The sequence below is a fragment of the Methylophaga sp. OBS1 genome (genome assembly GCF_026319365.1).
In genome coordinates this window covers 444640-457910 of sequence record NZ_JAPDMS010000002.1, presented here as the reverse complement: position 1 = coordinate 457910, position 13271 = coordinate 444640, and the positions used below count along the sequence as shown (strand labels likewise).

At 53.2% G+C, this 13271-nt stretch carries 10 protein-coding genes; 1 reads left to right on the top strand and 9 read right to left on the bottom strand.

The genetic code is table 11. The features are described from left to right. Positions 1-112: 112 nt before the first annotated feature. A complete protein-coding gene (locus tag OMQ46_RS08915) occupies positions 113-2122 on the top strand; it encodes a TonB-dependent receptor (RefSeq protein WP_266236404.1) in 2010 nt (669 codons plus the stop codon). Here the strand turns inward: OMQ46_RS08915 and OMQ46_RS08910 are convergent, their stop codons facing one another. The 9 genes from OMQ46_RS08910 to phoB form a co-directional block, all read right to left on the bottom strand. Then, the gene (locus tag OMQ46_RS08910) at positions 2123-2689 is read right to left on the bottom strand and encodes a hypothetical protein (protein WP_266236403.1); all 567 of its coding nucleotides are present in this window, start codon (positions 2687-2689) and stop codon (positions 2123-2125) included. Positions 2690-2741: 52 nt separating this feature from the next. Further along, positions 2742-4259, bottom strand: a complete 1518-nt coding sequence (gene ppx / locus OMQ46_RS08905; RefSeq protein WP_266236402.1) for an exopolyphosphatase — start codon at positions 4257-4259, stop codon at positions 2742-2744. Between the two features lie 110 nt (positions 4260-4369). Continuing rightward, positions 4370-5092 (bottom strand): phosphate signaling complex protein PhoU, encoded by a 723-nt coding sequence (phoU, locus tag OMQ46_RS08900; protein ID WP_266236401.1) that lies wholly within the window; start codon positions 5090-5092, stop codon positions 4370-4372. A gap of 24 nt (positions 5093-5116) precedes the next feature. Beyond that, complete coding sequence (gene pstB, locus OMQ46_RS08895) at positions 5117-5959, bottom strand: phosphate ABC transporter ATP-binding protein PstB (protein ID WP_323135150.1); 843 nt, start codon at positions 5957-5959, stop codon at positions 5117-5119. Between the two features lie 4 nt (positions 5960-5963). After that, on the bottom strand, positions 5964-7649 hold the full coding sequence (gene pstA, locus OMQ46_RS08890; RefSeq protein WP_266236400.1) for a phosphate ABC transporter permease PstA: 1686 nt from the start codon (positions 7647-7649) through the stop codon (positions 5964-5966). Continuing rightward, a complete protein-coding gene (locus tag OMQ46_RS08885) occupies positions 7649-9925 on the bottom strand; it encodes an ABC transporter permease subunit (protein ID WP_266236399.1) in 2277 nt (758 codons plus the stop codon). Before OMQ46_RS08885 ends, pstA begins: the two co-directional genes overlap by 1 nt. A 137-nt stretch (positions 9926-10062) precedes the next feature. Beyond that, the gene (locus OMQ46_RS08880) at positions 10063-11019 is read right to left on the bottom strand and encodes a PstS family phosphate ABC transporter substrate-binding protein (RefSeq protein ID WP_266236398.1); all 957 of its coding nucleotides are present in this window, start codon (positions 11017-11019) and stop codon (positions 10063-10065) included. A 142-nt stretch (positions 11020-11161) separates the two neighbouring features. Next, entirely contained in the window at positions 11162-12451 is a 1290-nt protein-coding gene (phoR, locus tag OMQ46_RS08875; RefSeq protein ID WP_266236397.1) for a phosphate regulon sensor histidine kinase PhoR, read from the bottom strand. An 11-nt stretch (positions 12452-12462) separates the two neighbouring features. Next, positions 12463-13155 carry a phosphate regulon transcriptional regulator PhoB gene (phoB, locus tag OMQ46_RS08870; protein ID WP_266236396.1) on the bottom strand — a complete coding sequence of 231 codons (693 nt, stop codon included), beginning with the start codon at positions 13153-13155 and terminating at the stop codon, positions 12463-12465. Positions 13156-13271: the final 116 nt, after the last annotated feature.

Genomic DNA, 13271 nt, shown 5'->3' with positions numbered 1-13271 from the left:
AGCATGCACTGAAAAACAAAGATTGTGTGATATGACACACCGGATCCGCAAATCCCGCAACTTTTGTCTGTCTATTTTTCATAGCATGGGCCAAAAAACCACGGAGAAACCCATGTTACGCAGTCAAGTTCTGCCTCTCAGCCTGCTTATCAGCACCCTGCTACCTGCCATTGCCAACGCCGAGCATGTGGCCTTGCCGGATATGTCAGTGACCACAACAGCAGGCGAACGCGTACCTTATGCCCTGCCGCAGAGCAGCCTCAGCTCAGCTGACAGTGGTGAATTATTCAAAAAACTGCCCGGCGCTAATATCAATCAGAACGGTCCGCTTACCAGCATCGTCCAGTATCGCGGCATGTATGCCGATCGGGTTAATGTACTGGTTGATGGCATGGCGCTGAGCGCTGCCGGGCCCAACCGGATGGATAGTCCTCTCGGCTATCTCCCCGCCACGCTGGTGGACAACATTTCGGTGTATCGGGGCATCGCGCCGGTCAGCAGCGGTATCGAAACTATCGGTGGTACAGTCAAAGCCGAATCAAAACAGGCTGATTACGGCAGTGGTGACAAGGTGGAAGTGCATGGCAGTCTGAACAGCCTGTATGCCAGCAATGGCGATACCCGCTCAGTCGGGGCGGTCGCCAGCCTCGCTAATCAACATCATCGCCTGCAACTGTCGGGCAGTATTGACCGTGCCCATGATCAGGAATTTGATGGCGGCGACATTATCCCGACTGAGGCCGAGCGTGACACACTGGGTCTGGCCTACGGATTCCGTCTGGATAATACCGAAATCGATTTTGATCTGAAGCATCTCGACACCGGCGAAACCGGCACCCCGGCCCTGCCGATGGATATCATGGTCATTCGCGGTGAAACCTTCAATACCGGAATTCGCCACACACTGAGTAACGGTGGTGAAATCACTGCCAGGCTGAACTATCAGGATGTCTATCACCGAATGGATAATTTCAGCCTGCGTCCACGCAATATGATGTTCCGTCAGAATGATACCGATGTGCTCGCCAAAGGCATTGAGCTGGGTTATAACCAGGGCGGCTGGGCATTTGGTTTTGATGCCGACAGTGCAGAACACAATGCCGATATTTCCGACCCGACTAATGTGATGTTCTTTGTCCATAATTTCAATGAGGTAGAGCGTGACAGGCTGAGCGCCTTTGCAGAATGGACCGGTGCCATCAATGACAATTGGCAAATGCAATCCGGTCTGCGTCTGACCCATGTCAAAATGGATGCCGGTAATGTCGACACCAATATGGGCGGTATGCCAGCGACGCTTGCCAACAACTTCAACAATAGTGACCGCAGTCAGGATGACACCCTGGCTGATATTGCCATGACCTTGACCCGCAGCCTGAGTTCATCCCTGGATCTGGAACTGGGTTTCGCCCGTAAAGAGCGAGCCCCCAGCTACCAGGAGCGCTACCTGTGGTTACCTTTGCAGGCCACATCCGGTCTCGCTGATGGTAAAACCTATGTTGGTAATGTTGAGCTTGATCCGGAAACCGCCTACCAGTTTGAGATAGGCGTTGATTGGCACACGTCTGAATTTGCTATTTCACCTCGTGTTTTCTATCACCACGTCAATGATTACATCCAGGGCGTGTCGGGTGGCCCGATGAACTCACTGGTCTTCAGTAATGTCGATGCCAAGCTTTACGGTATCGATACCAACTGGCTTTGGGCTTTGAGTGAACACTGGCAGCTTGATGGCACCGTCAGCTATGTCCGTGGCAAGCGTCGTGATACCAATGACAACCTGTACCGCATTGCACCACTGACCGCGAGAACACAACTAAGCTATATCGAACCTGACTGGCGCCTCGGTTTTGAGGCCGTGACCGTCGCGGAGCAAAACCAGGTGTCGTCTGAAAATGAAGAGGAAGCAACTTCGGGCTATGCCATTTTCAACCTGAGCGGTGAATATCAGCTGAGCCAATCTTTACAACTCCAGGGCGGTATAAACAATCTGCTCGACCACAAATATCGTAATCATCTGGGTGGTTATAATCAGGCCGGTGGCAACGAAGATATTGCTGTTGGCGAGCGTCTGCCAGGGTTGGGCCGCAGTGTCTATGTGGGCCTCAATCTGAACTGGTAATCAGGGCACCAGCTGTTCAAGTATCTGCTGATACGGCGCGAGTTGGAATACCGACTCGCGCTGCTCACCACGGTCAGTCACATAGCGAAAACTGATTTGGCCTGATGTGGACAGTTGCTGACTCAGGCTTTCGCCCGGATCAATCGGGAAATCGACGACTTCCGGCCGGCGATCCGCATGCAGAGTCTGATATTGATCGCGGTCCCAGCCCAACAGTTTCAAGACATCAGTCTGTGGCTGTCCGTTACCGCTCAAAGCCCATTCCGACGCTGACTGTTCATATTGATATACCACTTGCTGGGGCTTGGGTGCCGGCGCGCCGCAGGAGCGAAACCCCTGCTGGAGCTTGATGGGTTGATGACCATCGAGCTGCAGCACAATCAGTTCATGGCTGGCGAAACTCGCGGTCATCCGATCACTCAAAAACAAAGATCCCCAGACCTCACCGTCAGCCAGTCGCTGAATAGTCAGCAAATCACCATTTTCATGACGAATTTCGATAGCCGTGGGTTGCGCCGTGACGGACTGTCCCAGCAGCAGAAACAGGGTCAGAATCATAGCTTTCATAGCAGCCCTCCACATGTGTCTGTAAGACTGCCTGTCGCTCGAGGAGTTCGGGCTAGGCCACCACCAGCTTGAGATCAATTTTTTTCAGATGCTCTGCTTCATGTGCCAGATCCGCTTCGGTCAGTGGATGCTCCTTCAACCAGTCCTGAGGCAGCGTCAGGGTCAGCTTTTTACCCTCAATGCGCAGTTTGAGATAGGTATCGGCCCGTTCACTGCGACCACGGTTAAACACCATTGCCAGCCTCAACAAGACGGTCAGCCGTTCGGTGCTGAGTTGTAATTCATCCGGCAATTTCTTGATATGTTTTTTGGGAAAAGCGCGACGCTGACCACGCACCATCACCGACAACACCTGCTGTTCTTCACGGGAAAAGCCAGGCAGATCGGAGTGCCCCACCAGATAGGCCGAATGCTTGTGGAACTGATGATGGGAAATCGCTAGGCCCACTTCATGCAGCTTGCAGGCCCATTGCAGGCGGTGCAGCAGTTCTTCGTAATCCAGCTTCCATTCCCGCGCAACCTGTTCAAACAACTGGGTCGCCATCACCGTGACCCGTTCGGCGTGGGCTTCATCCACATCGTAGCGTCGTGCCAAAGCAACCACGGTGCGATCCCGTTCATCATCATGCTGAATCCGACCCAGCAAGTCATACAACAGCCCTTCACGCAGTGCCCCATCGGAAACGGTCATCTTTTCGATACCGAGGCGGTCAAAGGCAGCAGCCAGAATGCACAAGCCACCGGTAATGACTTTACTGCGCTCTTCGCTCAACCCCTGCAATCCGGCGGCATCGACACTGCCGGCATCGATCAGGTGTTGCACCATTTTCTGCAAGGCTTGACCGGTAATCACGCCATCATCAGCCCAGCCCTGCTCTTTACAAATATTGGCGACACAGCGAATCGTGCCTGAGGCACCGATCGCCTCGCTCCAACCGGCCTGGCGATAAGGACGCTGAATCGTACGGATTTGTCTTGCCGCGGCCAGCATCGCCCGCTGCATCGAACTGGCTGTGGTCAGCCCATCCGCAAAATATTTCTGTGAATAACTGACGCAGCCCATTTCCAGGCTTTCCCGCATCCGGCCCTGAAAGCCCTCACCGATAATAAATTCGGTACTGCCACCGCCGATATCCATCACCAGCCGGCGGCTATGATCAAAGGCCAGTGCATGGGCGACCCCCAGGTAAATCAGCCTTGCTTCCTCTTCACCGGTCACGATTTCAATCGGGTGACCCAGTGCCAGACGCGCCTGACGCAGAAAACGACGCGAGTTATGGGCAATACGTAGGGTATTAGTACCAACAACACGAACATCGCCGAACGGCAGATGGCGGATGCGTTCACCGAAACGCTCCAGGCAGGCCAGCGCCCGCTCCTGTGCTTCCAGCGACAGGTAATTATCCTTATCCAGCCCGGCGCGTAGCTGTACCATTTCGCGCAGGCGGTCGACCACCTGAAAATGGCCGTCGCGCAGGCGGGCGATAATCATATGAAAACTGTTGGAACCGAGATCGACCGCGGCGAGAACGTCGTGTGAATTCGGCTGTGGCGTAGATTCGTCTGTCATGTTCCGCCTATTCTGCCCCAGCAGCCTGATTGGAGACAATCATCTGGCAAAAAAAAGCCCGAATCAAACGATACGGGCCAAGCTGCCAGAGAGAAACTACAAGCATGAAATCAGTCGATGGGCTCACCCTTAACCACTTTTTCCGCCTTCTCAATACTGAGGTGGCGCACATCTTTACCTTCAACCAGGTAAATAATATGTTCACAAATGTTATTGGCATGGTCACCAATCCGCTCCAAGGAGCGCGCAGACCACATCATATCGACCACCCGCGAGACCTGGCGGGTATCTTCCATCATGTAGGTCATTAACTGACGCAGAATGCCCTCATATTCAGCGTCCACCTCGCGGTCTTCCTTGGCGACGCGCAGCGCCATTTCCACATCAAAACGGGCAAAAGCATCCAACGCATCCCGCAGCATGCCGCGGACATGATTACCCAGACTTTGCAATTCACGGTAATTCCGCTTAGGCCGGTCTTTTTCCGACAAGTTGATCGCCATTCTTGCGATCCGAACCGACTCATCGCCAATGCGTTCCAGATCGGTAATCGTTTTCTCGATACCGGTGACCAGACGCAAGTCGCTGGCGGTTGGCTGGCGCAGGGCGATGATCTGAATGCATTCCTCATCAATCGCGATTTCCATCTCATTGACCTGCTCGTCATAGGTAATGACTTCACGGGCCATTTCAGTATCGCCGGTCATCAGCGCTTCCATCGCATTGGCTACCTGCTGCTCCACCAGTCCGCCCATTGCCAGCACGCGGGAGCGAATATCCTGCAGTTCATTTTCGAACTGTTGCGAAATATGTTGGGAGGTATTGCTTACCATTTTCGTATCTCCTTGGCGCCGTGATTAACCGTAGCGACCAGTAATATAATCTTCAGTCTGTTTCTTAGCCGGGTTGGTAAACAACTCGTCAGTGGCGCCAAACTCAATCAGTTCACCCATGTACATAAAGGCAGTGTAATCAGACACCCGCGCGGCCTGTTGCATGTTGTGGGTCACGATGACGATAGTGTACTTCTCCTTAAGCTCATAAATGAGCTCTTCGATTTTCAGCGTCGACAGCGGGTCCAGCGCCGAAGCCGGTTCGTCGAGCAGCAGCACTTCCGGTTCGATCGCGATGGCGCGAGCAATCACCAGACGTTGCTGCTGACCACCCGACATACCCATCGCTGACTCGTGCAGACGGTCTTTAACCTCATCCCACAGCGCCGCGCCTTTCAGCGACTGCTCAACCACCTTATCCAGCGTGGCGCGGTCGTTGACGCCCTGCAAACGTAAACCATAGGCCACGTTTTCGTAAATCGACTTGGGAAATGGATTGGGTTTCTGGAACACCATCCCCACTTGACGGCGCAGATCAGCCACATTCACCGAAGGGGAGTTGATTTCCATACCATCAAGCACGAGTTGACCATCCATCTTCACCGTATCAATCAGATCGTTCATCCGGTTGAAACAGCGCAGCAGAGTCGACTTACCGCAACCACTGGGGCCGATAAAGGCGGTGACGCGGTTTTTCGGGATCTGCATGTTAATACCATGCAACGCCTGCTTGTCGCCGTAGAAAAGGTTGAAGTCTTTGACTTCCAGACAGACGGTTTCATCTGCCAGATTAACGCGTGGACCGCGTGACATTGATTCAATATCGATACCACGCGACACGTTTTTTTGTTGGTTGGCTGCTTGCATGGGTTTAACTCTCAGTTGATTTGTAGGTTTCACGCAGACGATTGCGAATACCAATCGCTGCCAGGTTCAACACGATGATAATCAGGACCAGCAGGAACGCGGTGGCATATACCAGTGGTCGTGCGGCTTCGACGTTCGGGCTCTGGAAGCCGACATCGTATATATGAAAGCCCAGGTGCATAAACTGTCTGTCCAGATGCAGATACGGGGCGATGTTATCGACAGCAAGAGCCGGGGCCAGTTTCACCACACCCACCATCATCAGTGGTGCCACCTCGCCGGCGGCACGGGCGACGGCCAGAATCAGACCGGTCATCATTGCCGGTGCGGCCATCGGCAACACGGTGCGCCACAAGGTTTCAGCTTTGGTGGCCCCCAGTGCCAGACTGCCCTCACGGATTGCACGCGGAATTCGTGACAGTCCCTCTTCGGTCGCCACGATAACCACCGGCACAGTCAGAATCGCTAGCGTCAGTGAGGCCCACAACAGGCCGGGCGAGCCGAAAGTCGGTGACGGTAATTTCGCCTGGAAGAAGATCTCATCGATGCTGCCACCGATAAAATAGACAAAGAACCCGAGACCGAATACCCCGTAAACAATCGACGGCACACCTGCCAGGTTATTCACCGCGATGCGAATCAGCCGCACAACCGGACCCTGCCTGGCATACTCTTTCAGATAAACGGCGGCGATAACACCGAAAGGTGTCACCAGAATCGACATGATGATCACCATCATCACGGTACCGAAAATGGCCGGGAAGATACCGCCTTCGGTGTTGGCTTCACGCGGCTCACCGGAGACAAATTCCCAGACATGGTGGAAATACTGGCCGAACTTCTCGCTAATGCCCATACCGTTGGGTTTATAGACGTGCACGATCTTGGCCAGCGGAATCTCGACCTCACGACCATCAGCCATCCGCACCATGATCTGATCACGGTTCATCGCTTGATACAGGTCGCTCAGTTCTTCGCGTAAGGTGGCATAGCGATCATTGAGCTGCTGTTTCTGCTCTTCCAATTCCTGGTAAGGCAGCGTGCCTTCCGGCACGTCATCCATCTGCAGGCGGCGTTTTTCCAGTCGGATTTCTTCCAGACCATGGTTAATCTGACCGATGTCGTCCTTTTCCAGCGTTTTGATCTGGCGCATCAGTTCATTGCTGCGCTCCAGCCGCTGCACAAATTCCTGGTAAGCACCCTCACCGCTGGCAACCACTTCGCCTTGCTGTTTGACGTTGACCAGATAGCCGTAGAAATTGCCCCATTCACGACGTTCGATCGCCATGATGCCCTCGGGATAACGGATATCACTGATCCAGGGGTCATTAATCCAGCGGAAATCCAACCCGAAATAGTCACGGTTACCGACTTTGAGCAGCGTCCGTTGGGCAAATTCCTGACCTTCAGGCAACTGAACACCGGACAGCGCCAGCCGGGCAGCCGGGACGGTTTCATGATCAATCCGCTCACCAATCAGGGTTTCGGCAGGCTGGCCCGGCTCCTGATAGCTCAACTCCATGATATCGGCAGGCCAGAAATGGCTCAGTCCACGCACCGCAATAAGCAATAGCAGTCCGACGACCATGACCAGACTGATGCTGACAGCGCCGGCATTGAGCCAGACCCACGGCTTGCCGCTGTTGAACCAGGTTTTGATTGATGAACGCTGAGACATTGTTTTATCCATTACAGGCTGCTGTATTTTTTACGCAAACGTTGACGGACTACTTCTGCCGCCGTGTTCAGTACGAAGGTGGCCATGAACAACACCAGCGCAGCCAGGAACAGCACCCGGTAGTGCGAGCTGTTGACTTCGGCTTCCGGCATTTCCACCGCGATATTGGCCGACAGGGCACGGAAGCCCTCGAATATATTAAAGTCCATGATGGGCGTGTTACCGGTTGCCATCAGTACGATCATGGTCTCACCGACCGCGCGGCCGAGACCAATCATTACTGCCGAGAAAATGCCCGGACTGGCGGTCAGCAAAACCACACGGGTCATGGTCTGCCAGGGCGTCGCACCCAGCGCCAGTGAGCCGATCGTCAAATGTTTAGGCACACCGAAGATGGCATCTTCAGTAATCGAGAAAATGGTCGGAATGACGGCAAAGCCCATGACGAGGCCCACCACCAGGGAGTTCCGCTGGTCAAAATCGATACCGATATCATTGAGGAACTGCGGCATATTGCCATCGAACAGCCACAGCTCAATGCTGGAACTCAGTGACATTGAAACGATACCCACCACAATCACAATCGGAATCAGAATCGCCGCTTCCCAACCGTCAGGAATCGCTTCACGCCAGCGCCGGGGCAGTTTGGTCCAGGCCCAGGCAGTGAGAATAATCATCAGCGGCAGCATAAACAGGATGGTAAACACCCCGGGCAGATTGTCCTCCACAATCGGCGCCAACCAGAGCCCGGCGAGAAAGCCCAGTATCACCGTTGGCAAGGCTTCCATGATTTCGATGGTCGGCTTGACGATAGAGCGCATCTTGGGTGACATGAAGTAAGCAGTAAAAATCGCGCCCATAATGGCCAGCGGCACCGCCACCAGCATCGCATAGAATGCCGCTTTGATGGTGCCGAAGGTCAGCGGTGTCAGACTGAATTTGGGCTCGAAGTCACTGCTGGCGGAGGAAGACTGCCAGATGTGTTCCGGCTCACTGCGGCTTTCATACCAGACTTTTTCCCATAGCGAGTGCCAGGAAATATCCGGATGTTCGTTATCGATATGAATCAGTTTCACCTGACCGTCAGCCGTCAGGCTGATCAGACCATTGGCCCGGGGCGACAGCCCTATGACTGCATCAGCACTTTCAAGCTGCGGCTCGACCAGGAGCGTGCGTTCGGCCGTGGTGTGATAAACCCCGAGTTTACCGGTGCTGTCCAGAGCCAGGAAACCTTTACGGGCCTGCTCCACCGCAATGGCAACAATGGCGGCTTGCTGGTCATTAAAGCTGCGCACATTGTGCAGAAAATAATTGTTGTCCTTGTCCCGTACCGGGAACCACTGATCAATCTGGCCATCACTACGACCCACCAGCACAGAAATACCGCCGGTCAGAAATTCCAGTGATGTGATACCGACGCCGGTCGGCACTGCTTTGACTTTTTGGACCAGTCGCGGACTCGCGATGTCCTGCACGTCATAAAAGTAAATAAAACCCTTATCATCAACGAAATAAAGTTCACGTTGATCGATATCCAGTTGCAGGTGAGTAATTCTGGCGGCACCGGTCGGGCTGATGGAGGCCGCTTTTTCTTTCAGTGTGAAGGCTGAAGGATCCAGAAAACTCGCTTCGCGGATCACCGATTTCAACACCACCCGCTGGTCAGCCGTCACTGCAGCAAACGTGGTCTGATCGTCATAACTTTGCACACTGAGCAGTTCCAGTGGCTGGCCCTGAGGGTCAACAACGACAAGCTCTTCTCCCAGAGGATATTCGATCAGCGGGATAATTTTACGTTGTGTGCCGGTGGGATAAGTAATCTTATAATCCTGGTTAAATACCAGTGCCGAACCATCTGTCATCCCATAAGCAAAGACACCCGTCACTGCTGCACCGGCCGCTGTAGAGGTAATCGCTTCGGGCCTCACCGGCAAGTCGACCTCGAGCATGGGATGACCGTTTTCAGCCTCGAAAAAGCGGGCGGTGCCATTGTCGCTCACTGACAGGGCGACATCGTTATATTCGTTCAGTGTCAGGAATTGAGTGGCGGTCTGCTCGGTCTGGTAAATCGTGCGGGTCTCGAGATCAGCGCCCTGAAACAAGGGCAGGACCACATACAACAGGTAAAAGAAAATCAGTACGATGGCAAGAATCACTGAAATGCCACCAAAACCGACGCCATATTTAGCCACTTTATCTTTGGTTTCGCGCCAGGCACGACGACGTTTGGCTATGGGTGAGTCGGCAGCCGGCAGCACGGTTTGATCATCAACGGTTTGTTCTTGCATCGAGCATTACCAGTGTTATGTGTTTTCCGAAACAATCCTCAAGCATCTGCAAGGCAAAGGCTTCAGGGTTATTATGACAGCAAAAACGCCCCGTGCTTTGACACACGGGGCGCTTCATCTGTCATATCAATACAGGCTTATTGGATTTTTTCCAGCGCCTTTTCTGCCACGCTGGCTGGCAGTGGCACGTAGCCATCTTTAACAACCACTTGCTGACCGACTTTAGACAGGACCATTTTGATGAACTCACGGTCAATCGGTGACATCGGCTTGTTAGGCGCTTTGTTCACATAAACCCACAGGAAACGGGCCATAGGGAACTGACCGCTGGCGGCATTTTCCGGCGTTGCCTCGATGAACGGTTGGCCTTCTTCTTTAGCCAGTGGCACCGCTTTCACGCCAGAGGTTTTATAACCGATACCGGAGTAACCGATACCATTCAGTGATTTGGTCACGCCCTGAACCACTGAAGCAGAACCCGGCTGCTCATTAACGCTGTTTTTGTAGTCACCTTTACACAGGGCGTTGTCTTTAAAGTAACCATAGGTACCGGATACCGAGTTACGACCATAGAGTTGAATCGCGCCCAGGTTTTCAATACCCAGTTGCCCCCAGTTGGTGACGTCTTCTGAATAACCACATTTACGGGTGGCGGAGAAAATCGCATCAACCTGTGGAATGGTCAGACCTTCAATTGGGTTGTCTTTGTGTACATAGACAGCCAGAGCGTCGATAGCGACTGGAATGGCAGTCGGTTTGTAGCCGAATTTTTCTTCAAACGCAGCCAGTTCCTTATCTTTCATCTGGCGGCTCATAGGGCCAAAGTTTGAAGTACCTTCAGTCAGAGCAGGCGGTGCAGTTGAAGAACCGGCAGCCTGAATCTGAATACTGACGTTAGGATATTCACGTTTGAATTCCTCAGCCCACAGTGTCATCAGGTTGGCCAGCGTGTCAGAACCAACGCTGGAGAGGTTACCTGAAATACCGCTGACTTTTTCATAGTCAGGCAGGTTGGCGTCAACGTCGGCAAATGTAACCGATGAGAATGCCATGGTGACGGCAGCACCCAGCAGGGCGATGTTTTTCTTGAACATGTTGTTCAGCTCCCAAGTTAAAAGAAAAATGCAACGTGTTTCACGTTTTGCGCTGGGAAAGTATGTATTTGGACTGTGACAAGGGTATGAAAGAAATGTGACAGTTGTATGACAACACGCTCAGAATCAAGCCAAGCTATTGTTAAACAGTAATTTTCTCAACCACGATGGTGGCTGGGAACCGGCATTTGAAACGCGTCCCCTGACCCAGCTCGCTGCTGATTTCGAGTCTGGCGCCGTGACGCTGCAGCACATGTTTGACGATCGCAAGCCCCAGACCGGTCCCCCCCTTGTCGTTACTGCGCCCTTTGTCAACACGGTAGAAACGTTCAGTGAGCCGTTCCAGATGGTGTTCGGCGATACCCTCACCCTCATCGGCGACTTCCAGACAGGCGCCCTCATCGTCAAGTCGCCAGCTGATATGAATCTGGCAATCCGCCGGCGTGTACTTGACGGCGTTGAACACCAGGTTGGAAATGGCGCTGCGGATTTCATCCACATCACAGACCAGCCAGCGTTCGGTATCCAGCTCAAGACTGATTTTGTGATCACGGTAATGCTCCAGTGAACGGGCATCTTCTATGATCGACTGCAGCAGTTTGCCGATATCGGTAGGGATCCGCCGCAATGCCTTTTCACCGGTCTCAAGCTGAGATAGCACCAGCAGATCTTTGATCATCAGATGCATACGCTCACTTTGCTGGCGCATTGCCGGTAAAGCAGCCCGCCACTGTTCGGGGTCGGTTTGGTCGGTGAAGGCTTCCAGATATCCGCGCAATACGGTCAGCGGGGTTTTGAGTTCATGCGAGACATTGGCCACAAAATCGCGGCGCATGCGCTGCAGCTTGATGGTTTGTGTGATGTCGCGTGCTATCAACAATCTGCCCGCCCCCATGTAACTCACCACTTTGAGTTCCAGTTGCATGGCTTCATCATGCGGTGATTTGACGGTCACCACATTACCCAACTTGAGCGGGTCTTCCAGTAAAGACTGAAATGCCGGATCGCGAATCAGATTGTTGATTCGGACGTTGTTATCTCGCGGCCAGCGTACGCCGAGCAGTTCACGCGCCGACTGATTGGCCCATTCGACTTCGCCATATTCCCCCAGCACCACGATCCCGTCGGGTAGCGCCGCCGTCGCCTGTTGGAAACGTTTCAGATAGCCGGTCAGCTTTTTCTTACGGTTGCTGTTCTGCTGGCGCATCTGCTCGATCTGACGGCAGACATCATCAATAACCCCCTCAGCACTGGGTGAACGGTTTTTCTTAGGTTTTTCCAGCCACTTTCTGAGCTTGTACCAGTTGTTCTGTAACCACAGCGCATAAATCAGGGCAGCCAGAAACATAAAAGTCATCATCTGGCCGAACAGCAGTCCACAGAAACCTGCCAGACTCAGTAGCGTCAACAGCCGCCAATTATCCCATTGCATCAGCGCCGCCGTTAATCCACTGAGAAACGATAACCTACACCACGGACCGTTTGTACCAGGTGATCATGCCCGCTGGGTTCCAGCGCTTTACGTAAACGTCGGATGTGGACATCGACGGTGCGCTCTTCGATATACACCGTGTCGCCCCAGACATAATCCAGTAACTGCGAGCGGCCGTAGGCACGCTCCGGGTTTTTCATAAAGAAATGTAGCAGACGAAACTCGGTTGGCCCCAATTCCACCCTTTTATCATTCACCGTGACACGGTGGCTTTTGGTATCCAGTACCAAATTGCTGAATTGAAGTTTCTGACCGTCTTCTGAGTCGGCGGGCTGACAGCGCCTTAACACCGCCTTGATACGGGCCATGAGCTCTGGTGGCGAGAAAGGTTTGTTGATGTAGTCATCAGCACCAACACCCAGCCCTTTGACCATGTCCTCACTCTCGCCCTTGGCAGTGAGCATAATGACAGGGATATTGGCCAGAAACTCATTGGCTCGCAGGCGGCGAATAAATTCAATGCCGTCGATCCCCGGCAGCATCCAGTCCAGCAGGATCATATCCGGCTGGTGCTGTTTCAGCGTTTCCAGCCCGGCTTCCCCGTCACCCACAGCCTCACAGGCAAAACCCGATGACTTGAGTGTGAAAGACAACATGTCCCGGATTGCAACGTCGTCCTCGACCACCAATATACTTGTTGCCATAGCCCTTTTTCCCAGTCTTTAAAATGACTGCTGCATGATACTAAGCCATTGTTACAGTTTGATAACAATAAGCTAACCCACTGATTTTAATTGCTTTACATGGGTGTAAGTCATAA